This window comes from Cupriavidus sp. GW823-FHT07A04 (assembly GCF_058794615.1).
Genome location: NZ_JBXAHA010000028.1, coordinates 69,609 through 90,201 on the forward strand (window position 1 = coordinate 69,609; position 20,593 = coordinate 90,201).

25 protein-coding genes and 1 tRNA gene are annotated in these 20,593 nt (G+C 63.0%); 24 read left to right on the plus strand and 2 right to left on the minus strand.

The genetic code is table 11. From position 1 onward, the window contains the following. Window positions 1-17: 17 nt before the first annotated feature. The 16 genes from hisG to AC1Q7Q_RS35985 all read left to right on the plus strand — a co-directional run bounded on the left by hisG (window position 18) and on the right by AC1Q7Q_RS35985 (window position 11,908). Window positions 18-680 carry an ATP phosphoribosyltransferase gene (gene hisG, locus AC1Q7Q_RS35910; protein WP_150985708.1) on the plus strand — a complete coding sequence of 221 codons (663 nt, stop codon included), beginning with the start codon at window positions 18-20 and terminating at the stop codon, window positions 678-680. A gap of 33 nt (window positions 681-713) precedes the next feature. After that, on the plus strand, window positions 714-2,051 hold the full coding sequence (gene hisD / locus AC1Q7Q_RS35915; RefSeq protein ID WP_174424915.1) for a histidinol dehydrogenase: 1,338 nt from the start codon (window positions 714-716) through the stop codon (window positions 2,049-2,051). A gap of 87 nt (window positions 2,052-2,138) precedes the next feature. Then, the gene (gene hisC / locus AC1Q7Q_RS35920) at window positions 2,139-3,239 is read left to right on the plus strand and encodes a histidinol-phosphate transaminase (protein ID WP_492373464.1); all 1,101 of its coding nucleotides are present in this window, start codon (window positions 2,139-2,141) and stop codon (window positions 3,237-3,239) included. 4 nt (window positions 3,240-3,243) lie between these two features. Next, a complete protein-coding gene (gene hisB / locus AC1Q7Q_RS35925; RefSeq protein ID WP_006159655.1) occupies window positions 3,244-3,837 on the plus strand; it encodes an imidazoleglycerol-phosphate dehydratase HisB in 594 nt (197 codons plus the stop codon). 122 nt (window positions 3,838-3,959) lie between these two features. Continuing rightward, window positions 3,960-4,583 carry a YchE family NAAT transporter gene (locus AC1Q7Q_RS35930; protein ID WP_043350221.1) on the plus strand — a complete coding sequence of 208 codons (624 nt, stop codon included), beginning with the start codon at window positions 3,960-3,962 and terminating at the stop codon, window positions 4,581-4,583. Next, window positions 4,580-5,233 (plus strand): imidazole glycerol phosphate synthase subunit HisH, encoded by a 654-nt coding sequence (gene hisH, locus AC1Q7Q_RS35935; protein WP_492373465.1) that lies wholly within the window; start codon window positions 4,580-4,582, stop codon window positions 5,231-5,233. Before AC1Q7Q_RS35930 ends, hisH begins: the two co-directional genes overlap by 4 nt. An 89-nt stretch (window positions 5,234-5,322) precedes the next feature. Further along, the gene (hisA, locus tag AC1Q7Q_RS35940) at window positions 5,323-6,069 is read left to right on the plus strand and encodes a 1-(5-phosphoribosyl)-5-[(5-phosphoribosylamino)methylideneamino]imidazole-4-carboxamide isomerase (RefSeq protein ID WP_006159658.1); all 747 of its coding nucleotides are present in this window, start codon (window positions 5,323-5,325) and stop codon (window positions 6,067-6,069) included. A gap of 78 nt (window positions 6,070-6,147) precedes the next feature. Continuing rightward, complete coding sequence (gene hisF, locus AC1Q7Q_RS35945; protein WP_174424913.1) at window positions 6,148-6,918, plus strand: imidazole glycerol phosphate synthase subunit HisF; 771 nt, start codon at window positions 6,148-6,150, stop codon at window positions 6,916-6,918. A 15-nt stretch (window positions 6,919-6,933) separates the two neighbouring features. After that, window positions 6,934-7,341, plus strand: coding sequence for a phosphoribosyl-AMP cyclohydrolase (hisI, locus tag AC1Q7Q_RS35950; protein ID WP_043350207.1), 408 nt, complete (start codon window positions 6,934-6,936; stop codon window positions 7,339-7,341). Then, window positions 7,338-7,718, plus strand: coding sequence for a phosphoribosyl-ATP diphosphatase (locus tag AC1Q7Q_RS35955; protein WP_492373466.1), 381 nt, complete (start codon window positions 7,338-7,340; stop codon window positions 7,716-7,718). Before hisI ends, AC1Q7Q_RS35955 begins: the two co-directional genes overlap by 4 nt. Window positions 7,719-7,777: 59 nt before the next feature. Continuing rightward, window positions 7,778-8,152: a DUF4870 family protein gene (locus AC1Q7Q_RS35960; protein ID WP_174424912.1), complete on the plus strand. Its 375-nt coding sequence runs from the start codon at window positions 7,778-7,780 to the stop codon at window positions 8,150-8,152. A 71-nt stretch (window positions 8,153-8,223) separates the two neighbouring features. Further along, complete coding sequence (locus AC1Q7Q_RS35965; RefSeq protein WP_492373467.1) at window positions 8,224-8,580, plus strand: histidine triad nucleotide-binding protein; 357 nt, start codon at window positions 8,224-8,226, stop codon at window positions 8,578-8,580. Window positions 8,581-8,744: 164 nt separating this feature from the next. Then, window positions 8,745-8,981, plus strand: a complete 237-nt coding sequence (gene tatA, locus AC1Q7Q_RS35970) for a Sec-independent protein translocase subunit TatA (RefSeq protein ID WP_043350196.1) — start codon at window positions 8,745-8,747, stop codon at window positions 8,979-8,981. Between the two features lie 151 nt (window positions 8,982-9,132). Beyond that, window positions 9,133-9,642, plus strand: a complete 510-nt coding sequence (tatB, locus tag AC1Q7Q_RS35975; RefSeq protein ID WP_253931150.1) for a Sec-independent protein translocase protein TatB — start codon at window positions 9,133-9,135, stop codon at window positions 9,640-9,642. 130 nt (window positions 9,643-9,772) lie between these two features. Continuing rightward, window positions 9,773-10,570, plus strand: a complete 798-nt coding sequence (gene tatC / locus AC1Q7Q_RS35980) for a twin-arginine translocase subunit TatC (RefSeq protein ID WP_492373468.1) — start codon at window positions 9,773-9,775, stop codon at window positions 10,568-10,570. 246 nt (window positions 10,571-10,816) lie between these two features. Next, a complete protein-coding gene (locus tag AC1Q7Q_RS35985) occupies window positions 10,817-11,908 on the plus strand; it encodes a porin (RefSeq protein ID WP_492373469.1) in 1,092 nt (363 codons plus the stop codon). A 495-nt stretch (window positions 11,909-12,403) separates the two neighbouring features. Here AC1Q7Q_RS35985 and AC1Q7Q_RS35990 read toward each other — a convergent pair whose 3' ends face one another. Then, window positions 12,404-13,597, minus strand: coding sequence for a Do family serine endopeptidase (locus AC1Q7Q_RS35990; RefSeq protein WP_492373470.1), 1,194 nt, complete (start codon window positions 13,595-13,597; stop codon window positions 12,404-12,406). Window positions 13,598-13,616: 19 nt separating this feature from the next. On the opposite strand from AC1Q7Q_RS35990, the gene AC1Q7Q_RS35995 reads away from it, so the two are divergent. Next, the gene (locus tag AC1Q7Q_RS35995) at window positions 13,617-14,363 is read left to right on the plus strand and encodes a Nif3-like dinuclear metal center hexameric protein (protein WP_492373471.1); all 747 of its coding nucleotides are present in this window, start codon (window positions 13,617-13,619) and stop codon (window positions 14,361-14,363) included. A 54-nt stretch (window positions 14,364-14,417) separates the two neighbouring features. Here AC1Q7Q_RS35995 and mscL read toward each other — a convergent pair whose 3' ends face one another. Next, entirely contained in the window at window positions 14,418-14,849 is a 432-nt protein-coding gene (mscL, locus tag AC1Q7Q_RS36000; protein ID WP_441637936.1) for a large conductance mechanosensitive channel protein MscL, read from the minus strand. 212 nt (window positions 14,850-15,061) lie between these two features. Between mscL and petA the strand changes: the two genes are divergently transcribed. From petA to AC1Q7Q_RS36035, 7 genes are all read left to right on the plus strand, one after another. Continuing rightward, window positions 15,062-15,679 (plus strand): ubiquinol-cytochrome c reductase iron-sulfur subunit, encoded by a 618-nt coding sequence (petA, locus tag AC1Q7Q_RS36005; protein ID WP_267604528.1) that lies wholly within the window; start codon window positions 15,062-15,064, stop codon window positions 15,677-15,679. Window positions 15,680-15,681: 2 nt separating this feature from the next. Then, the gene (locus tag AC1Q7Q_RS36010) at window positions 15,682-17,085 is read left to right on the plus strand and encodes a cytochrome b (RefSeq protein ID WP_441637817.1); all 1,404 of its coding nucleotides are present in this window, start codon (window positions 15,682-15,684) and stop codon (window positions 17,083-17,085) included. Window positions 17,086-17,122: 37 nt separating this feature from the next. Then, the gene (locus AC1Q7Q_RS36015) at window positions 17,123-17,866 is read left to right on the plus strand and encodes a cytochrome c1 (protein WP_492373472.1); all 744 of its coding nucleotides are present in this window, start codon (window positions 17,123-17,125) and stop codon (window positions 17,864-17,866) included. A gap of 258 nt (window positions 17,867-18,124) precedes the next feature. Beyond that, entirely contained in the window at window positions 18,125-18,736 is a 612-nt protein-coding gene (locus AC1Q7Q_RS36020; RefSeq protein WP_006159674.1) for a glutathione S-transferase N-terminal domain-containing protein, read from the plus strand. A gap of 63 nt (window positions 18,737-18,799) precedes the next feature. Beyond that, window positions 18,800-19,297 carry a ClpXP protease specificity-enhancing factor gene (locus tag AC1Q7Q_RS36025; protein ID WP_150985693.1) on the plus strand — a complete coding sequence of 166 codons (498 nt, stop codon included), beginning with the start codon at window positions 18,800-18,802 and terminating at the stop codon, window positions 19,295-19,297. Between the two features lie 61 nt (window positions 19,298-19,358). Continuing rightward, window positions 19,359-19,434: transfer RNA gene (locus AC1Q7Q_RS36030), tRNA-Thr, on the plus strand. A gap of 274 nt (window positions 19,435-19,708) precedes the next feature. Continuing rightward, the gene (locus tag AC1Q7Q_RS36035) at window positions 19,709-20,575 is read left to right on the plus strand and encodes an endo alpha-1,4 polygalactosaminidase (RefSeq protein WP_492373473.1); all 867 of its coding nucleotides are present in this window, start codon (window positions 19,709-19,711) and stop codon (window positions 20,573-20,575) included. Window positions 20,576-20,593: the final 18 nt, after the last annotated feature.

The window sequence follows — 20,593 nt, forward strand, 5'->3', positions numbered from 1 at the left end:
AAGATAAAAGGACGCAGATGAGCCCCTCCCCGACCCAGTTGACGCTGGCCCTCTCCAAGGGCCGGATCTTCACCGAAACCATGCCGCTGCTCGAGGCGGCCGGCATCCATGTCACCGAGGATCCGGAAACCTCGCGCAAGCTGATCCTGCCCACCTCCGATCCGGACGTGCGCGTCATCATCGTGCGCGCCTCCGATGTGCCGACCTACGTGCAATACGGCGCGGCCGACTTCGGCGTGGCTGGCAAGGACGTGCTGATGGAACACGGCATGGCCGGGCTCTACGCACCGATCGACCTGAATATCGCCAAGTGCCGCATGTCGGTTGCAACCTCGGCCGGCTTCGACTACGCCAGCGCGGTGCGCCAGGGCGCGCGGCTGGCCGTGGCCACCAAATATGTGCAGACCGCGCGCGAGCACTTCGCCAAGAAGGGCGTGCACGTGGACCTGATCAAGCTGTATGGCTCGATGGAACTCGGGCCGCTGGTGGGACTGGCCGACGCCATTGTCGACCTGGTCAGCACCGGCGGGACCTTGCGCGCCAACAACCTGGTCGAAGTGGAAGAGATCGTGCAGATATCGTCGCGCCTGGTGGTCAACCAGGCTGCCCTCAAACTCAAGCGTGAGCGGCTTGCCCCGATTCTCGACGCGTTTGAACGGGCCTCCGCCGCGCTGGCCTGACGCCGCGCGAGAGAGAGCCTGGGGAATGGAGTCATGAACGAAAATTCTATGGAAAACCTCGCAATCCGCCGGCTGGATTCAACCGAGCAGGGCTTTGCCGCCGAGTTGCGCAAGGTACTGGCGTTCGAAGCCGGAGAAGACGACGCCATCGATCGCGCCGTGGCGCAGATCCTTGCCGATGTGAAGGCGCGCGGCGACGCCGCGGTACTGGAGTACACGCAGCGCTTCGATCGTGTGGAAGCCAGCTCCATGGCCGCGCTGGAGATCTCGCCGGCCAAGCTCGAAGCCGCGCTCGACGAGCTCGAGCCCAAGCGCCGCGCCGCGCTGGAAACCGCGGCGGCGCGCGTGCGCGCCTACCACGAGAAGCAGAAGATCGAGTGCGGCAGCCACAGCTGGGAATACACCGAGTCCGACGGCACCGTGCTGGGACAAAAGGTGACCCCGCTGGACCGCGTCGGCATCTATGTGCCGGGCGGCAAGGCGGCGTATCCGTCGTCCGTGCTGATGAACGCCATCCCAGCACGCGTGGCCGGCGTCAAGGAAGTCATCATGGTCGTGCCCACGCCGGGCGGTGTGCGCAACGAGCTGGTGCTGGCCGCGGCGCAGATCGCCGGCGTGGACCGCGTGTTTACCATCGGCGGCGCGCAGGCGGTTGGCGCGCTGGCTTACGGCACGGGCTCGCTGCCCCAGGTCGACAAGATCGTCGGCCCGGGAAACGCCTACGTGGCGGCGGCCAAGCGCCGCGTGTTCGGCACCGTCGGCATCGACATGATCGCCGGCCCGTCCGAGATCCTGGTGATCTGCGACGGCACCACCGATCCGGACTGGGTGGCGATGGACCTGTTCTCGCAGGCCGAGCACGATGAGCTCGCGCAATCCATCCTGCTGTGCCCCGACTCGAACTACCTGGCCCAGGTGGAAGAAAGCATCCACCGCCAGCTTGACTCCATGCCGCGCCGCGACGTCATCCGTGCCTCGCTGTCCGGGCGCGGCGCGCTGATCCGGGTACGCGACATGGACGAGGCCTGCGAGATCGCCAACGCGATCGCGCCGGAGCACCTGGAGATTTCCGCCGAGAACCCGCGCCACTGGGCCGAGAAGATCCGCCACGCCGGCGCCATCTTCCTGGGCCGCTATACCAGCGAGTCGCTGGGCGACTATTGTGCGGGGCCCAACCACGTGCTGCCGACCTCGCGCACCGCGCGTTTCTCGTCGCCGCTGGGCGTGTACGACTTCCAGAAACGCTCCAGCCTGATCGAAGTGAGCGAGCAGGGCGCCCAGATGCTGGGCCAGATCGCCGCCGAGCTGGCCTATGGCGAGGGATTGCAGGCCCACGCCCGCAGCGCCGAGTATCGCCTCAGGCGTAACTGAGGCACAGCGGCCGGGTTCCGGTTTTTTCGGCGCCCGGCCGGATTGCAGCAATCAGCACCGACAACCACCGACCAAAGAGGTAATCCAATGTCCGTAGTGCAGCCTTCCCTGATCGAACGCATCATCCGTGACGACGTACGCGCCATGGGCGCCTACCATGTGCCGGATTCGCACGGTCTGGTGAAGCTGGACGCGATGGAGAATCCCTATCAGCTGCCCGACGCGCTGCGCGCAGAGCTGGCCGCGCGGCTGGCCGAGGTGGCGCTGAACCGTTATCCGGTGCCAAGCAGCGAAGTGCTGCGCGCGCGCCTGAAAACGGTCATGGACGTGCCCGCGGGCATGGACGTGCTGCTGGGCAACGGCTCGGACGAGATCATCAGCATGTTGTCGCTGGCCGCCGCCAGGCCGGGCGCCAAGGTGCTGGCACCGGTACCGGGCTTCGTCATGTACGCCATGTCCGCCCAGTTTGCCGGGCTGGAATTCGTCGGCGTGCCGCTCAAGGCGGATTTCACGCTCGACCGGGCGGCCATGCTCGCGGCCATGGCCGAGCACCAGCCTGCCATCATTTACCTGGCCTACCCCAACAATCCCACCGGCAACCTGTTCGATGCGGATGACATGGAAGCCATCGTGCGCGCCGCCCAGGGCGAGACCTGCCAGAGCCTGGTGGTGGTCGACGAGGCCTACCAGCCATTCGCCCAGGACACCTGGATGCCGCGCCTGGCCGAGTTCGGCAACCTGCTGGTGATGCGCACCGTGTCCAAGCTGGGCCTGGCCGGCATCCGGCTGGGTTACCTGGCCGGTGCGCCGGCCTGGCTCGCGCAGATCGACAAGGTGCGCCCGCCGTACAACGTCAATGTGCTGACCGAGGCCACCGCGCTGTTCGTGCTGGAGCATGTCGACGTGCTGGACCAGCAGGCTGCGCAACTGCGCGCCGAGCGCGCCACCGTGGCCAGCGCCCTGGCCGCCTTGCCGGGCGTGACGGTCTACCCGAGCGCCGCCAATTTCCTGCTGGTGCGCGTCGACGATTCCGCCCGTGTGTTCGACGGGGTGCTCGCGCGCAAGGTTTTGATCAAGAACGTGGGTAAAATGCACCCATTGCTGGCCAACTGTCTGCGCGTCACGGTCAGCACTCCCGAAGAGAACGCGCAATTTCTCGCTGCCTTCCAGGCGGCGTTGCAGGATTAACACCATGCGTGTTGCAGAGGTCACCCGCAATACTTCGGAAACGCAAATTCGCGTTTCGCTGAATCTCGATGGCACCGGCCGCCAGAAACTGGCGTCGGGCGTGCCGTTCCTCGACCACATGCTGGACCAGATCGCGCGCCATGGCATGTTCGACCTGGAGGTCGAAGCCAGCGGCGACACCCATATCGATGACCACCACACGGTGGAAGACGTCGGCATCGCGCTCGGCCAGGCCGTTGCCAAGGCCATTGGCGACAAGAAGGGCATCACCCGCTACGGCCACAGCTATGTGCCGCTGGACGAATGCCTGTCGCGCGTCGTGATCGACTTCTCCGGCCGCCCGGGCCTGGAGTTCCATGTGCCGTTTACCCGCGCGCGGGTGGGCAGCTTCGATGTGGACCTGACCATTGAGTTCTTCCGCGGGTTCGTCAATCATGCCGCGGTGACGCTGCATATCGACAACCTGCGCGGCATCAATGCCCATCATCAATGCGAAACCGTGTTCAAGGCCTTCGGCCGCGCGCTGCGCATGGCGGTGGAAATGGATCCGCGCGCTGGCAACACGATTCCGTCGACCAAAGGCACCCTCGTCGGCTGAGCCTTAGCGGCGTCCACCAGCCTCGCATGGCGGCGCATTCTGCGCCGCCGGCGGCAAATTTCCGATCAATGTGGTGCCGATGCGGCACCAACGCGGCATTAGCGCGACATTAGCCCAACCCGATGGATACGCTTAAGTCGTTCATCTCGCTGCTGGCGCTGATCAACCCGATCGGGGCCATTCCGTTCTTCATCAGCCTGACCACCCAGCAGACCGAGGAAGAAAAGCGGCATACCATCAAGATTGCGTCGATCTCGGTGGCGACGGTAGTGGGTATTTCCGCCTTGCTGGGCCAGCAGATCATTGAGTTCTTCAATATCTCGGTGGCTTCGCTCCAGGTGGGCGGTGGCCTCATCATGATCATGATGGCGATGAACATGCTGAACGCCCAGACCAGCCGCACCAAGGCGACGCCCGAGGAAGAGGACGAGGCGGAAGCCAAGGCCAGCATCGCGGTGGTGCCGCTGGCGCTGCCCTTGCTGACCGGGCCCGGCTCGATCAGCACGGTGATCGTCTATGCCGGCAAGACCCAGCACTGGTACCAGTTGCTGATTCTGGTCGGAATCGGGATCGCGCTGGGCGCAGTGGTATATATAGTATTCCGCGCCGCGGACCCGATCGCGCGCGTGATCGGCCGCACTGGCATCAATATCGGTACGCGCCTGATGGGACTGATCCTATCGGCGCTGGCCGTGGAATTCATTGTGGACGGGCTTAAGACATTGTTGCCTGTTTTGAAATCATGACTACCATAGCAATTGTGGATTACGGCATGGGCAACCTGCGCTCGGTGGCGCAGGCCCTGCGTGCGGCGGCGCCCGAGGCGGACGTACAGGTGGTGGACCAGCCCGAGGCGATCCGCGCGGCGGACCGCGTGGTGCTGCCCGGCCAGGGGGCGATGCCAGACTGCATGGGCGCGCTGGGCGCGTCCGGCTTGCAGCAGGCGGTGATCGAGGCCGCCGCCAGCAAGCCGATGCTGGGCGTGTGCGTTGGCGAACAGATGCTGTTCGACTTCAGCAAGGAAAGTAGGACGCAGGACGGCAGCACGCCTTGCCTGGGGCTGTTGCCCGGCGAGGTGATCCGCTTCGAGCTGGAAGGCATGACCCAGCCGGACGGCTCACGCTACAAGGTGCCGCAGATGGGCTGGAACCGGGTGCGGCAGGCACGCTCCCATCCGCTGTGGGCTGGCATCCCCGATGAAAGCTGGTTCTATTTCGTGCATAGTTACTACGTGCATGCGCAGGATCCGGCGCATATTGCCGGCGAAACCGACTACGGTGTCTTATTTACGAGCGCGGTAGCGCGCGATAATATTTTTGCCACGCAGTTCCACCCGGAAAAGAGCGCCGCCATGGGCTTGCAGCTGTACCGGAACTTCGTGCATTGGAATCCCTGAACCTCGATAGCGGCTTTTTCGGGACCGAGTTGGCCGGCCACGGTGGCTAGCTCAATTTTCTCTTTCACTCAATCACGCTCGTCACACTTATGTTGCTCATTCCGGCCATCGACCTGAAGGACGGTCAATGTGTACGCCTTAAACAAGGCGACATGGACCAGGCCACCGTCTTTTCCGAAGATCCCGCCGCCATGGCACGTCACTGGGTGGAGCAGGGCGCACGGCGCCTGCACCTGGTCGACCTCAATGGTGCGTTCGTGGGCAAGCCCCGCAATGAAGCTGCCATCAAGGCCATCATCGCCGAGGTGGGCGATGAGATCCCGATCCAGCTCGGCGGCGGCATCCGCGACCTGAACACCATCGAGCGCTGGCTCGACGGCGGCCTGTCGTACGTGATCATCGGCACGGCCGCGGTCAAGAATCCCGGGTTCCTCAAGGATGCCTGCACGGCGTTCGGCGGCCATATCATCGTCGGCCTGGACGCCCGCGAAGGCAAGGTTGCCACCGACGGCTGGAGCAAGCTGACCGGCCACGAAGTCGCCGACCTCGCGCGCAAGTACGAGGACTACGGCGTGGAAGCCATCATCTACACCGACATCGGCCGCGACGGCATGTTGCAGGGCATCAATATCGATGCCACCGTCAAGCTGGCGCAGTCGGCGACGATTCCGGTGATCGCCAGCGGCGGGCTGTCCAACCTGGCCGATATCGAACGCCTGTGCAGCGTGCAAAAGGATGGTGTCGAAGGCGTCATCTGCGGCCGCGCGATCTATTCGGGCGACCTCAATTTCGCCGAAGCCCAGGCGCTTGCCGACAAGCTCGGCGCCGAGCAGTAAGACAACGCGCCTCGCGCGCGACAATTGCAGCCACCGGCGCCACGCATGCGCGCAGCGCCGTGGCGGGCAAGGAATCTCATGCTAGCCAAACGTATCATCCCCTGCCTCGACGTGACCAACGGGCGGGTGGTCAAGGGTGTCAACTTCGTCGAATTGCGCGACGCGGGCGACCCGGTCGAGATCGCCCGCCGTTACGACGAGCAGGGTGCCGATGAAATCACTTTTCTTGATATCACCGCGACCAGCGACGGCCGCGACCTGATCCTGCACATCATCGAGGCGGTGGCCTCCCAGGTCTTCATCCCGCTGACGGTAGGTGGCGGCGTGCGGGCCGTGGAAGACGTGCGGCGCCTGCTCAATGCCGGCGCTGACAAGATCAGCGTCAACTCCTCGGCCATCGCCAACCCGCAGCTGGTGTCGGACGCCACCGCGCGCTACGGGTCGCAGTGCATCGTGGTCGCGATCGACGCCAAGCGCAGCTCCGCGCCCGGCGAGCCGGCGCGCTGGGAAGTCTTCACCCACGGCGGGCGCAAGGCCACCGGCCTGGACGCCGTGGCCTGGGCGCGCGAGATGGCCGCGCGCGGCGCCGGCGAGCTGCTGCTCACCAGCATGGACCGCGACGGCACCAAGAGCGGGTTCGACCTTGAACTCACGCGGGCTGTCAGCGACGCGGTGTCCGTGCCGGTCATCGCCTCGGGTGGCGTGGGCGGCCTGAAGGACCTGGCCGACGGCATCAAGCTGGGGCACGCCGACGCGGTGCTGGCCGCCAGCATCTTCCACTACGGCGAGCACACCGTTGGCGAAGCAAAGGCATTCATGGCCCGCGAGGGCATTCCGGTGCGAATCTGAACACGGCGAACCGACATGGCAAAGAAGTGGCTCAACAAGGTTAAGTGGGACGACAACGGCCTGGTGCCGGTGATTGTCCAGGAAGTCGGCTCGAACGACGTGCTGATGTTCGCGTTCATGAACCGCGAAGCGCTGCAGCGCACCGCGGAGATCGGCGAGGCCGTGTTCTGGTCGCGCTCGCGCAAGCGCCTGTGGCACAAGGGCGAGGAATCCGGCCACGTACAGAAGGTGCACGAGATGCGCCTGGATTGCGATGAAGACGTGGTCCTGCTCAAGGTCACCCAGAACGACGGCATCGCTTGCCACACCGGGCGCCACTCCTGCTTTTTCCAGAAGTTCGAGGGCGACGCCGAGAGCGGTGACTGGCAGACCGTCGAGCCTGTGCTCAAGGATCCGTCCACTATCTACGCGGCCAAGCCATGAGCGAACAACATTTGAGCAGCGCGGACGTGCTGGCCCGCCTGGCCACCGTGCTGGAGTCGCGCAAGCCGGAGAACGGCGGAGACCCTGACAAGTCTTACGTGGCACGCCTGTTCCACAAGGGTGACGACGCCATCCTGAAGAAGATCGGCGAGGAAGCCACCGAGACCGTGATGGCCGCCAAGGATGCGCGCGCTGCCGGCCTGGGTCCGGAGGCGGTCGGCAAGGTGGTGTACGAGGTGGCCGATCTCTGGTTCCACAGCATGGTGCTGCTCGCCCGTTTCGGCCTGAAGCCGGCCGACGTGGTTAACGAGCTGGCTCGCCGCGAAGGCCTGTCCGGCCTTGAGGAAAAAGCCCAGCGCAAGGCCGACGGCAGTTGAATAGCCACGCCGGCCCGCCGGCAACCCGCAACTACGAGCCGCTTTGAGGAGCAACGACGATGGGGGATGTGATCACCGCTGACAACGACCGGCTCGCTAGCCTGCGCAAGCTGACGCACATTCTTTATGCCCTGTACGCCATTTTCTGGCTGACCGGCGGCATCACCGCGCTGATCGCCATCGTGGTCGGGTACGTCAAGCGCGACGACACCCGGGGCACCCTCTACGCCTCCCACTTTGCCTGGCAGATCCGCTCCTTCTGGTGGTCGGTGGCGTGGGCCATTCTGGGCGGCGTGCTGTTTGCCACGGTGTTCCTGATACCGCTGGCCTTTGCGGCATGGGGCGTGCTGTCCCTGTGGATGTTGTATCGTATCGTCAAGGGCTGGCTCTACCTGAATGACAGCAAGCCGATGTACCCGGATCAGCGTTTCTGATGCTTCTGACGGGATCCCGGCGGGTTCCCGGCGAAATCGCAGCCTGATTTGCTGCGCGCAATGAAATTTTCATGAATTCACCGCACAATTGCCTCTTCTGCAGGATCGTGGCCGGCCAGCTACCGTCGCGCAAGGTGTATGAAGATGACGAAATGCTGGCTTTCCATGATATCCACCCGAAAGCCCCGGTACACTTCCTGCTCATTCCCAAGGTGCATGTCGATTCGCTGGCCGATTGCGGACCCGGCGAAGGCGCGGTGCTTGCTAAAATGATGTTGAAAGTGCCGGAGATGGCGCGCGCGGCAGGCTGTGGCAATGGTTTCCGGACGGTGATCAATACCGGCCCGGATGGCGGACAGGAGGTGTACCACCTCCATCTGCACGTGCTTGGCGGCCCGCGCAACCAGTGGAAGGTGCCGCTGCCTTAAAAGCTGGCCTCAAGCCAGCCTGGCAGCCAGCCCATGCAGGACCGCGGGCCGCGTGGCCTTCGGTCAGATGCCGTGCCGGCAACCGTCGCCCGGCATGGCCTTCAGTGACGGAACAACAAGCCGGGGTGGCAAGGCGCCGCCCCAGGCTTCATCAGGAGCAGAAAATGGGTTCGTTTAGCATTTGGCACTGGCTCATCGTGCTGGTGATCGTCATGCTGGTCTTTGGCACCAAGAAGCTGCGCAATATCGGCCAGGATCTCGGTGGCGCCGTGAAGGGCTTCAAGGACGGCATGAAGGATGCCAACGGGAACCCCGCTGACGCGCCGGACGCGCCGGCCAAGGAACTGCGTGACACCACCACCATCGACGTCGAAGCCAAGGAAAAGTCGCGCCAGCAGTAAGCGCGATCCCACCCTTGTCAGCACGCCCGATGTCTCTCCTCCTGGCAGCAATGCCTTGCCGGCCACGTTCGCTTCGCCACGCTTGCCTGCGTGACGATCTGCGCGCTGGCCGGGGCGGCCATTGTTACGGCCTCATCCTCCCGAACCTCGCATGATCGATCTCGGCATTTCCAAGCTTGCACTGATCGGCGCCGTGGCGCTGGTGGTGATCGGTCCCGAGCGGCTGCCGAAGGTGGCGCGCACGGTCGGCGCACTGGTCGGCCGCGCGCAGCGCTATATCAATGATGTGAAGGCAGAAGTCAGCCGCGAGGTCGAGCTCGACGAACTGCGCAAGATGCGCACGGAGTTCGAGGATGCCGCGCGCGATGTCGAGCGCACCATCCACAAGGAAGTGCACGAGCACGGCCAGGCCCTGAACGATGCACTGACCGGCACTGACTCAAGCACGCAGGCAGGGGCAAGCCCGGCCAGTGGCTATGTGCCTTCCTGGGACACGGCGCACAAGCCCCACAACGGCCGCAAGAGCTGGCGCGTCAAGCAAGGCGCGCAGCCCCTGTGGTACAAGCGCCAGCACAATGTACGCGTGTGGGCGCAGTCCGGCGCCGCGCGCGTCAAGCGCCACCGTCCCGCCACCGGTCCCGCTCGCTCTTTCTTCGAGTGAGCATGAAGGGGCTTGTCCACACGCCGGTAACCGGCCGGCCACCGCTGTCGTGCGTTCCGACTTGCGCGCCGTGCCGTTGTATCGCCACCGATTCCTCGATGCCAGCCATCCCGGCTGAGCGGTCCACGCCATGAGCGACTCTCGTTCCCAAGATCCCCAAGACCCGCAAGACGATGGTCCGCAGGAAACCTTCATCTCTCACCTGGTGGAGTTGCGCTCGCGTATCGTCAAGGCCGCGTCAGGCGTGATCCTGGTGTTCGTCAGCCTGGTCTACTGGGCGCCGAACATTTACAACCTGTTTGCCAGGCCGTTGATGGAGTCGCTGCCCAAGGGCGGCAGGATGATCGTCACCGACGTCACCGGCTCCTTTTTTGTGCCGATGAAGGTGACGCTGCTGGTCGCCTTCCTGATAGCGCTGCCCTGGGTGCTCTACCAGATATGGCAGTTCGTCGCGCCCGGCTTGTACCAGCATGAGAAGCGATTGATCGTGCCGCTGGTGAGCAGCAGCTACATCCTGTTTATCTGCGGCGTGGCGTTTGCCTATTTCCTCGTGTTTCCCACGGTGTTCCATTTCATGGCGCACTACAACGCGCCGCTGGGGGCCGAGATGTCGACCGACATCGACAAATACCTCAGCTTCGCCATGACCATGTTCCTGGCCTTTGGCATTACCTTCGAGGTGCCGGTGGTCGTGATCGTGCTAGTGCGTTTCGGTGTGGTCGAACTGGAGAAGCTCAAGCAGATTCGCCCCTATGTGATCGTCGGCGCCTTCGTGATTGCCGCCGTGGTGACGCCGCCCGATGTACTGTCCCAGCTGTTGCTGGCGGTGCCTTTGATTGCGCTCTATGAACTGGGGCTGATCATGGCGCGATTCACCACAAAGCCCGTTGCGACCGACGCTGCAGCCAGCGAAGCCCAGCCAGATTGACGGCCGGGCAGAATGGCGAGAACAAGGCTTGGTGCCGTAACTTTTGCACCAAAATGGTGAAAAACATCGTCCATGCTGTTGCGACATCACAACAAAATGTGTCCGTAACCATGGTTAACGATGAAAAAGCCTTCTAGCGGCCGGGGGCGCTGACCCATAATACGCAACAGACGTGAAGGTAAATGCGTCGCCCAAGCACTTGGGCAAGCCAAGATTTCCCAATCAGTTGACAAGGAAAGTGTCGATATGAAGATGAAACTGTTTGCAGCCGCTGTAGCTGCCCTGGCCGCTGGTGGTGCGTATGCCCAATCGAGCGTGACCCTGTACGGCGTGGTTGACGCTGGTCTGTCGTTCAACAACAAGGCAAATGATGCCGGCGACAAGCTGTACCGCATGACCTCGGGCAACCAATCGGGTTCGCGTTGGGGCCTGCGTGGCGTTGAAGATCTGGGCGGTGGCCTGAAGGGCATTTTCGTCCTGGAAAGCGGCTTCAACACCGACACCGGCGGTCAATCTGACAGCAACCGTCTGTTCAATCGCGGTGCCTATGTTGGCCTGCAGAACCAGTACGGCACCCTGACCCTGGGCCGTCAACAGACCCTGATGTATGACTTCGGTCTGATCTATGATCCGATGGCGATTTCGACCCGCTACTCGATCACCTCGACCGCTGCTGAATTCGCTACGCGCGCCGACAACGCGGCCAAGTACGTTGGCACGTTCGGTGGCCTGACCGTCGCTGGTCTGTACAGCTTCACCAACAACGGCCAAGAAGTTGCTGGTCAGTTCCGCAGCGGCCGCGAATACAGCGTGAGCGCAAGCTACGCAGCAGGCCCGTTCTCGGTCGGCGCTTTCTATGACCAGACGAACAGCACTGGCGTTGGCGCTGCAAACGCGGCTCTGATCCGCCGCGCCAGCGTTGCTGGTACCTACGCCTTCGGCCCGGCCAAGGTGTACGCTGGTTACCGTTATGCTAAGGCTGCCAACGGTGCTGGCCTGACGGGCGCAACCATCAACAACGGTGCGACCCCTCTGCTCAACACGGGCTCGAACGTGTACTGGGCTGGTCTGGGCTATCAGCTGACCCCGGCGTTCTCGCTGACCGGCGCTGTGTACTATCAAGACTTCCGTCAAACCAGCGCAGATCCGTGGCAATTCGTCGCTACGGCTGACTACGCTCTGTCGAAGCGTACCGACCTGTACACCTCGCTGTCGTACGTGAAGAACAAGAACGGCTCGTCGCTGGGCGTGGACGGTTTCAACACCTCCACCACGACCAACGTGCAGCAAGGCGCGAACCAGTTCGGCGCTACCGTTGGTATCCGCCACAAGTTCTAATTTAACGCGGGCGTAAGCTCGCTTTAGATTGGCTTGAATGCAAAATGCCGGCATCCGCAAGGATGCCGGCATTTTGTTTTGTGCCGCAGTATCGAGGCGGCGTGCAATGCGGGATCTCGGATCACACCCGGCGCTGGGTAGTCACCGCGCACTGCCTCGATGTCACCTGAGCGGTGCGCATCGAACCTCCCGTAAATTCCCCCGCATCCCCGCGCACGGCGAGGCCTGGAGTGTTCAGATTCGCCAATGTCACAGCCTTCCCGGCTCGTGGTGTCGCGCCCTCTGGGCGTTCTCCCACATGCCCGGCGACTTCGCAGTCGCAGTGGCAGGACGTCCTTTCCGGGCGTTCGTAGCGCAACGCCAGGTTCGTTCACCCGGCTCGATACGCGTCACCGTCCGGCCCTAAAACAAAAACCCCGCCACAATGGGCGGGGTTGGATGGAGCGGCTTGCGGCGATGGCAGGGTATGATCTGAAAGCTGGACCCGCTGCCGGCTTACTCTTCCTCATCCAGTGGCAGCGCCCGGCGCGGCGGCGGTGGCCGCTTGCCGATCATCACCGTCAGTTCGGTTGGCTTGCCACGACGCACGACCTTCATCTTGGCCTCGGCGCCTGGCTTGAGCTGGGCGATGGCGTTGAGCAGGGCGGTGGTGTCGGTAATGCTCAGTCCATCCACCGAGACCAGCACGTCGCCCGGCTTCACGCCGGCCTTGTCAGCCGGCCCGCCCTGGACCACGGCCGCGATCAGTGCGCCCTCCTTGGCTTCGAGCCCAAAGGACTCCGCGATCTCCGGCGTCATGTCCTGCGGCTCCACGCCGATCCATCCGCGTGTCACTGAGCCGGTGGAGATGATCGACTCCATCACTTGCTTGGCCGTGGACACCGGAATGGCGAAGCCGATACCCAGCGAGCCGCCGGAGCGCGAATAGATAGCCGTGTTGACGCCCAGCAGGTTGCCCTGCGCGTCGACCAGCGCGCCGCCGGAGTTGCCCGGGTTGATCGCTGCGTCGGTCTGGATGAAGTTCTCGAAGGTATTGATGCCCAGGTGGCTGCGGCCCAGCGCCGAGACAATGCCCATGGTGACGGTCTGGCCGACGCCGAAGGGGTTGCCGATGGCCAGCACCACGTCGCCTACCTTGACGTTCTCGATACGCCCCAGCGTGATCGCCGGCAGGTCCTTGAGCGTGATCTTGAGCACGGCCAGGTCGGTTTCTGGGTCCGAGCCCACGACCTTGGCGTTGGCCTTGCGGCCATCGGTCAGGGCGACCTCGATTTCGTCGGCGCCGTCCACCACGTGGTGGTTGGTTAGAATGTAGCCTTCCGCGCTGACGATGACGCCCGAGCCAAGGCTGGAGACCGGCTCCTGGCGCTCCGGCAGGCGATCGCCAAAGAAGAAGCGGAACCAGGGGTCTTCTGCCTGCGGATTGGGCGTTTGCTTATTACCGTTCTTGCTGGTGAAGATGTTGACCACCGCCGGCATCGCCTGTTGGGCCGCCTCGCTGTAGGAGCCCGGCGCGGAGGAGCCGGCCACATTGGGGACGACTTCCTTCAGCGCAACGATGGGCGAACCGGATTGCACGGCCACCCGGCCGCGCTGCAGCCATTCGGGTTTGAGCGTGGCCACGACGAACCACACTGCCAGCACAACGGTGACAGCCTGAGCAAAGAACAGCCAAAAGCGGCGCAACATATTGGATTTTGGGCAGGATATGAAAACAAAAGATCTTGAATTGTACTTGAACGACCTGCTTCAAGTACCTCGATACAAAGACTATTGCCCGAACGGATGGCAAGTGCAAGGCCGCCCCGAGGTAGAGCACATCGCTACCGGCGTGACCGCGAGCCTGGCCCTGGTCGAAGCCGCCATCGAGGCCGGCGCCGATGCCATCCTGGTCCATCACGGCTACTTCTGGAAAAACGAAGATGCCCGCGTGATCGGGCAGAAGCACGCGCGCTTGAAGCGGTTGCTGGGCGCCGACGTGAACCTGCTGGCCTATCACCTGCCGCTCGACGACCATCCCGAGTTCGGCAACAACGCCCAGCTGGGCTTGCAGCTCGGCTTCACCCCAACCGGGCGCTTTGGCGACGGCCAGCTTGGCTGGACCGGCACCTTGCCACAATCCATGCCGCTCGCCGCGCTGGCCGCCCATGTGGGTGGCGTGCTCAACCGCGAGCCGCTTGCCATCGGCGACCCTGGGCAGATGATCCGCACCGTGGGCTGGTGCACCGGCGGCGCCCAGGGCTACTTCGACGCGGCGGTGGCAGCCGGCGTGGATGCCTACCTGAGCGGCGAGGTCTCGGAGCAGACCACCCATCTGGCGCGCGAGAGCGGCGTGGCCTACCTGGCGGCGGGGCATCACGCCACCGAGCGCTATGGCATCCAGTCGCTAGGCGAACACCTGGCGCAGCAATTCGGCCTGCGCCATACCTTTATCGATATTCCCAACCCGGTTTGATTCCGGGCCGATGCCGCGAGGCGGGTGTGGTGGCTGGCCGCGCCCGGCATTGCCTCAGGGCTGGCGTGCCTTCAGGCTGTCGCGGATCTCGCGCAGCAGCACCACGTCCTCGGGCGTGGCGGCCGGTGCTGGCGCCGGTTCGGCGGCACGCATCTTCATGATGGCGCGCACCATCATGAAGATGATGAAAGCCAGAATGATGAAATTGACCAGAATAGTCAGGAAATTCCCATAGGCAAATACGGGAACGCCGGCTTTCTTTAGGGCGTCTAGCGTGTGCGGCACGCCCGCCGGCGGCTCGGATAGCACCACGAAAAGGTTAGAGAAGTCGAGTTTGCCAATAATGCGGCCCACCACCGGCATGATCAGGTCATTCACCACGGAATCGACAATCTTGCCAAACGCGGCGCCGATAATCACACCGACTGCCAGGTCGACCACATTGCCCCGCATTGCGAAGGCCTTGAACTCCGACATCATCCCCATGCTTTTCTCCCAGTGTTGCTTTCGTTGAACGGTCGTCAGGATAAAAGCCTGCCCCATCACCGCCTGTAACGCAAGCGTACAGGCCACATCGCCCTTTTTGTGGCCGATTATCGTACGTCGCGCAATCACCGTGCGCCTTTCAATGCCACATGTGCCTAAGGTACAATTTACGGTTGACGCAAAATCTAATTTGACATCCCCTGGGGTTTGGAATGAGTGACCAGCAAAACGTGAAGAACGTGGATAAGGGTCGCCGCAATTGGTTGATTGCGACGTCAGTCGCTGGCGGCATCGGAGGCGTGGCGGTAGCGGTTCCGTTCGTCAGTACGTTTGCGCCGTCAGAGAAGGCAAAGGCCGCCGGAGCCCCGGTAGAAGCCGACATCAGCGCCCTCAAATCGGGCGAGATGATGACCGTTGAATGGCGCGGCAAACCAGTCTGGATCCTGAAGCGCACCGAGGAAATGCTCGCGTCGCTGAAGAAAACCGATGCCGAAGTCGCCGACCCCAACTCGGACGTTCCCTTCACCATGAAGACGCCTGAGTACTGCAAGAACGAAACCCGTTCCCGCGCAGAACACAAAGATCTGCTGGTCGTGGTGGGCATCTGCTCCCACCTGGGCTGCTCGCCCTCCGGCCCCTTTGGCTCCGGCTCCAATCCCCAGCTCGGCTCCGATCCCGGTTTCCTCTGCCCCTGCCACGGCTCGACGTTCGACCTCGCTGGCCGCGTGTTCAAGAACAAGCCGGCTCCGCAAAACCTCGACGTACCCCCGTACCAGTTCCTGTCCGACACCAAGATCGTGATCGGCAAGGATGAAAAAGGAGACGCTTGACCATGGCGGCCGAAAAACAAGTAAAGACGACCGGCCTGCTTGGCTGGATCGACGCACGCTTCCCCGCAACCCAACTTTGGGAAGATCATCTTTCCAAGTACTACGCACCGAAGAACTTCAACTTCTGGTACTTCTTCGGCTCGCTCGCCCTGCTGGTGCTAGTCATCCAGATCGTCACCGGCATCTTCCTGGTGATGAACTACAAGCCGGACGGCACGCTCAACGCCGCCGGCATTCCCGTGGCTTACGCCAGCGTGGAGTACATCATGCGCGAGGTGCCCTGGGGCTGGCTGGTGCGCTACATGCACTCCACCGGCGCCTCGGCCTTCTTCGTGGTGGTGTACCTGCATATGTTCCGTGGCCTGCTGTACGGTTCGTACCGCAAGCCGCGTGAGCTGGTCTGGGTCTTCGGCTGCCTGATCTTCCTGTGCCTGATGGCAGAGGCCTTCATGGGCTACCTGTTGCCCTGGGGCCAGATGTCGTACTGGGGCGCCCAGGTGATCGTGAACCTGTTCTCGGCCATCCCCGTGATCGGCGGCGACCTGTCGCTGTTCATCCGCGGCGACTACGTCGTGAGCGACGCGACCCTGAACCGCTTCTTCTCCTTCCACGTCATCGCCGTGCCGCTGGTGCTGCTGGGCCTGGTGGTCGCGCACATCATCGCGCTGCACGAAGTGGGCTCGAACAACCCGGACGGCGTCGAGATCAAGGCCAAGAAGGACGAGAACGGCGTGCCGCTGGACGGCATCCCCTTCCATCCGTACTACTCGGTGCACGACCTGATGGGCGTGGGCGGCTTCCTGATGATCTTCTCCGCTGTGATCTTCTTCTTCCCGGAGATGGGCGGTTATTTCCTGGAGTCGAACAACTTCGTCCCGGCCGATCCGCTCAAGACCCCGCCGCACATCGCGCCGGTCTGGTACTTCACGCCGTTCTACTCGATGCTGCGTGCCACCACCTCGAACTTCCTGCCGATCCTGTGGGTGTTCTTCGCGGTGCTGCTTGGCCTGGTGTTCCTGCGTAGCAAGGACGCGCGCATCAAGGTTGGCGCGCTTGCCATCGCCGTGATCCTGGCCGTGGGCTTCTACTTCATCGACGCCAAGTTCTGGGGCGTGCTGGTGATGGGCGGCTCGGTCGTGATCCTGTTCTTCCTGCCGTGGCTGGACCACTCGCCGGTGAAATCGATCCGCTATCGCCCGTCCTTCCACAAGAGCATTCTCGTCGTGTTCGTGGTGGTGTTTATCGTGCTGGGCTACCTTGGCGTACAGCCTCCGTCGCCGGTGGGTGAAAAGGTGTCGCAGCTGGGAACCCTGCTGTACTTCGCCTTCTTCCTGACCATGCCGCTGTGGAGCCGAGTCGGCCAGTTCAAGCAAGTGCCGGAACGTGTCACGTTCCACCCGCACTGAGCCCGGACTTACCCCGACAAGAGCACAAGGACAAAAGATGAAAAAGCTGCTTTCGATTCTCGCGCTGGCCGGCGCCTGCTTTGCCGCCGCGCCCGCCATGGCCAACGAAGGGGGCTACCCCCTCGAGCCGGCGCCCGTGCAAACGAGCGATCTTTCCTCGCTGCAGCGCGGCGCCAAGCTGTTCGTCAACTACTGCCTGAACTGCCACGGCGCATCCATGATGCGGTACAACCGCCTCAAGGATATCGGCCTGACCGACGACCAAATCCGCCAGAACCTGCTGTTCTCCGGCGAGAAGGTGGGCGACATGATGACCATCGCCATGCCGCCGAAGGATGCCAAGGCTTTCTTTGGCGCCACGCCGCCGGACCTGTCGGTGATCGCCCGCGCCCGCGGCGACGACTGGCTGTACACCTACCTGCGTACCTTCTACCGTGACGACAACCGCGCCACGGGCTGGAACAACCTGGTGTTCCCGAGCGTCGGCATGCCGCACGTGCTGTGGGAGCTGCAAGGCCAGCGCGCCGCCAAGTTCGTCGAGGTGGAAGAGCACGGCGAGAAGGTGCACAAGTTCGCCGGCTTCGAGCAGATCACCCCGGGCAAGATGAGCACGCTCGAGTACGACCAGGCCACGAGCGACCTGGTTGGCTTCCTGGACTGGATGGCGGAACCCGCGCAGAACCAGCGCAAGCGCCTGGGCGTCTGGGTGCTGATGTTCCTCGGTGTGTTCACCGTCTTCGCCTGGCGCCTGAACGCTTCGTACTGGAAAGACATCAAGTAAAGCGCGATAAAACCCCGGAAGGCCCGCGGGTCTGATGGGGAGGAGGGCTGGGGCGGGTGTTGTGCAGAGCAACCCCGCGCCAGCCCTTTTGCTTTCTAGGCTGCAGGCGCAATGCCAGATAAATGTGCGTCAATGCCGACTTTAATGCGCATCGAATGCACTTGGATGTGCTTCATGAATCTCTAATTTGCTTTCTCTATATCGGTTCTGCCAGAATACCGATCCAGTCAATCGACCCCGCATCAAAGGAATCCAACCATGATGGTGTTGTATTCGGGCACCACCTGCCCGTTCTCCCAACGTTGCCGCCTCGTCCTGTTCGAAAAGGGCATGGATTTCGAGATCCGTGACGTCGACCTGTTCAACAAGCCGGAAGACATTTCGGTGATGAACCCCTACGGCCAGGTGCCCATCCTGGTCGAGCGCGACCTGATCCTGTACGAGTCGAACATCATCAACGAGTACATCGACGAGCGCTTCCCGCACCCGCAGCTGATGCCGGCTGACCCGGTGCAGCGCGCCCGCGCTCGCCTGTTCCTGTTCAACTTCGAAAAGGAACTCTTCACGCACGTCTACGCCCTCGAAAATGAAAAGGGCAAGGCCGCCGAGAAGAACCACGAGCGCGCCCGCTCCGCCATCCGCGACCGCCTGACCCAGCTCGCGCCGATTTTCGTCAAGAACAAGTACATGCTTGGCGAAGAGTTCTCGATGCTCGACGTTGCCATCGCCCCGCTGCTGTGGCGCCTGGACCACTACGGCATCGAACTGTCGAAGAACGCTGCGCCGCTGCTCAAGTACGCCGAACGCATCTTCAGCCGCCCGGCCTACATCGAAGCGCTCACCCCGTCTGAAAAGGTGATGCGCCGCTAAACCGGCTTTGGTCCGACGCGGCAAGCTCGCGTCGGACCGCCGGACTGCGCCACTGGAAGCACAATGCCTGAAACCTCCACCAAGCCCTACCTGATCCGCGCCATCTACGAGTGGTGCACGGATAACGGCTTCACGCCGTACATCGCCGTCTTCGTCGACGCCAACACCAGCGTGCCGCGCGAGTTCGTCAAGAACAACGAAATCGTGCTCAACGTCAGCTTCGACGCCACCAGCGGCCTGGACATGGGCAACGAGTGGATCGGCTTCAGCGCCCGCTTTGGCGGCATCTCGCGCAAGATCGACGTGCCCATCGAGAATGTGCTCGCCATCTACGCGCGCGAAAACGGCCAGGGCATGGCCTTTCCGGTGGAACGCAGCGTGCCCGAGACCCAGGCAGCAACCGAGCGCGAGAACAACCCGCCACCCAAGCTGTCCTCGGTCGAAAGCGAGCCGCTGGTCACCGCGGAAGCCAACGAAGACCACAACGGCGACGACGAACCCACGCCGCCGCCCGTGTCCCGCATTGGCGCCAAGAAACCTTCGCTGAAGGTCGTGAAGTAAGCACAGGAAGGCATCGTCAATTTGCGCCGCATGCAGTAGAATCGCGGTCTGCACCAAACATGCCGGCTTAGCTCATCAGGTAGAGCAGTTGATTTGTAATCATCAGGTGGCGGGTTCGAGTCCTGCAGCCGGCACCAGAATTTAAGAACGGGCTACGCGAATTGCGTAGCCCGTTTTGTTTTTTGGGCTGGACACCTTTCGCGCTGCCTCGAATGCAACGGTTCCTGCGCCCGTCTTGCGCCCGTCATCCAACCCGAATACCTTACCCCTGTCGTGAAACCCTTCAAGGTCTACCCACGCCAGCCGACAACCTTACAGAGTTCTGGCTTTCCCAGTCTCATCACCCCAAGCTCATCACCCCGACCGCAGCAAACCAAAAGGAACACATCCGTGAATCGGAAACTTGCACGTATGGCATGGGTGGCCTCGTTCGCCTGTCTGTCGGCCTGCGGAGGCGATGGCTCGTCGGCGGAGTCGGATGCTTCCGTCAAGTCCGTGTCGGCGGTGAATGCGTCGGCCGCGACCCTGGCGCCGTCGGCGCAAACGCTGGCGGCCTCGCACTGGATGCCGACGGCAGCCGATACATGGCAATTGCAGCTGACGGGTACGCTCAACACGAGCTACCCGGCGCAGGTTTTCGACATCGACCTGGTGGATACGCCGCAGGCGACCATCAATGCTCTGAAGGCGCAGGGCAAGCGTGTGGTCTGCTATTTCTCGGCGGGTAGCTCGGAGAACTGGCGGCCGGATTTCAAACAGTTTGCCGCGGCGGATATGGGCAAGGCGTTGTCGGGATGGGCGGGCGAGCGTTGGCTCGATACGCGCTCGGCCAACGTGCGCCAGATCATGCAGGCGCGCATGGATCTGGCGAAGTCCAAGGGCTGCGATGGCGTGGACCCGGACAACGTGGATGGCTATACCAATAGGCCGGGCTTTGCGCTGACGGCGGCCACGCAGCTGGACTACAACCGTTTCCTGGCGGCGCAGGCACATGCGCGCGGCCTGGCCGTGGGCTTGAAGAATGATGTGGACCAGGTCTCGCAGCTGGCGACTGACTTCGATTTCGCGGTGAACGAGCAGTGCTTCCAATACAACGAGTGCGCGAGCTACAAGCCGTTCACGGCGCAGGGCAAGGCGGTATTCAACGTGGAGTACGCATCGAAGTACAAGACAGCATCGACGCGCGCCGCGCTGTGCGCTTCGGCCCAGGCAGCGCACCTTCGCACACTGGTGCTCCCGTTGAACCTGGATGACGCGTTCCGCTACGCTTGCGATTGAGCTGAGCGGCCACGACGA

What these genes read in the sequence shown, in the direction of transcription:
- hisG (WP_150985708.1), top strand. Translation starts at nt 18, where the DNA reads ATGAGCCCCTCCCCGACCCAGTTGACGCTGGCCCTCTCCAAGGGCCGG.
- hisD (WP_174424915.1), top strand. Translation starts at nt 714, where the DNA reads ATGAACGAAAATTCTATGGAAAACCTCGCAATCCGCCGGCTGGATTCA.
- hisC (WP_492373464.1), top strand. Translation starts at nt 2,139, where the DNA reads ATGTCCGTAGTGCAGCCTTCCCTGATCGAACGCATCATCCGTGACGAC.
- hisB (WP_006159655.1), top strand. Translation starts at nt 3,244, where the DNA reads ATGCGTGTTGCAGAGGTCACCCGCAATACTTCGGAAACGCAAATTCGC.
- AC1Q7Q_RS35930 (WP_043350221.1), top strand. Translation starts at nt 3,960, where the DNA reads ATGGATACGCTTAAGTCGTTCATCTCGCTGCTGGCGCTGATCAACCCG.
- hisH (WP_492373465.1), top strand. Translation starts at nt 4,580, where the DNA reads ATGACTACCATAGCAATTGTGGATTACGGCATGGGCAACCTGCGCTCG.
- hisA (WP_006159658.1), top strand. Translation starts at nt 5,323, where the DNA reads ATGTTGCTCATTCCGGCCATCGACCTGAAGGACGGTCAATGTGTACGC.
- hisF (WP_174424913.1), top strand. Translation starts at nt 6,148, where the DNA reads ATGCTAGCCAAACGTATCATCCCCTGCCTCGACGTGACCAACGGGCGG.
- hisI (WP_043350207.1), top strand. Translation starts at nt 6,934, where the DNA reads ATGGCAAAGAAGTGGCTCAACAAGGTTAAGTGGGACGACAACGGCCTG.
- AC1Q7Q_RS35955 (WP_492373466.1), top strand. Translation starts at nt 7,338, where the DNA reads ATGAGCGAACAACATTTGAGCAGCGCGGACGTGCTGGCCCGCCTGGCC.
- AC1Q7Q_RS35960 (WP_174424912.1), top strand. Translation starts at nt 7,778, where the DNA reads ATGGGGGATGTGATCACCGCTGACAACGACCGGCTCGCTAGCCTGCGC.
- AC1Q7Q_RS35965 (WP_492373467.1), top strand. Translation starts at nt 8,224, where the DNA reads ATGAATTCACCGCACAATTGCCTCTTCTGCAGGATCGTGGCCGGCCAG.
- tatA (WP_043350196.1), top strand. Translation starts at nt 8,745, where the DNA reads ATGGGTTCGTTTAGCATTTGGCACTGGCTCATCGTGCTGGTGATCGTC.
- tatB (WP_253931150.1), top strand. Translation starts at nt 9,133, where the DNA reads ATGATCGATCTCGGCATTTCCAAGCTTGCACTGATCGGCGCCGTGGCG.
- tatC (WP_492373468.1), top strand. Translation starts at nt 9,773, where the DNA reads ATGAGCGACTCTCGTTCCCAAGATCCCCAAGACCCGCAAGACGATGGT.
- AC1Q7Q_RS35985 (WP_492373469.1), top strand. Translation starts at nt 10,817, where the DNA reads ATGAAGATGAAACTGTTTGCAGCCGCTGTAGCTGCCCTGGCCGCTGGT.
- AC1Q7Q_RS35990 (WP_492373470.1), bottom strand. Translation starts at nt 13,597, where the DNA reads ATGTTGCGCCGCTTTTGGCTGTTCTTTGCTCAGGCTGTCACCGTTGTG.
- AC1Q7Q_RS35995 (WP_492373471.1), top strand. Translation starts at nt 13,617, where the DNA reads ATGAAAACAAAAGATCTTGAATTGTACTTGAACGACCTGCTTCAAGTA.
- mscL (WP_441637936.1), bottom strand. Translation starts at nt 14,849, where the DNA reads ATGGGGATGATGTCGGAGTTCAAGGCCTTCGCAATGCGGGGCAATGTG.
- petA (WP_267604528.1), top strand. Translation starts at nt 15,062, where the DNA reads ATGAGTGACCAGCAAAACGTGAAGAACGTGGATAAGGGTCGCCGCAAT.
- AC1Q7Q_RS36010 (WP_441637817.1), top strand. Translation starts at nt 15,682, where the DNA reads ATGGCGGCCGAAAAACAAGTAAAGACGACCGGCCTGCTTGGCTGGATC.
- AC1Q7Q_RS36015 (WP_492373472.1), top strand. Translation starts at nt 17,123, where the DNA reads ATGAAAAAGCTGCTTTCGATTCTCGCGCTGGCCGGCGCCTGCTTTGCC.
- AC1Q7Q_RS36020 (WP_006159674.1), top strand. Translation starts at nt 18,125, where the DNA reads ATGATGGTGTTGTATTCGGGCACCACCTGCCCGTTCTCCCAACGTTGC.
- AC1Q7Q_RS36025 (WP_150985693.1), top strand. Translation starts at nt 18,800, where the DNA reads ATGCCTGAAACCTCCACCAAGCCCTACCTGATCCGCGCCATCTACGAG.
- AC1Q7Q_RS36035 (WP_492373473.1), top strand. Translation starts at nt 19,709, where the DNA reads ATGGCATGGGTGGCCTCGTTCGCCTGTCTGTCGGCCTGCGGAGGCGAT.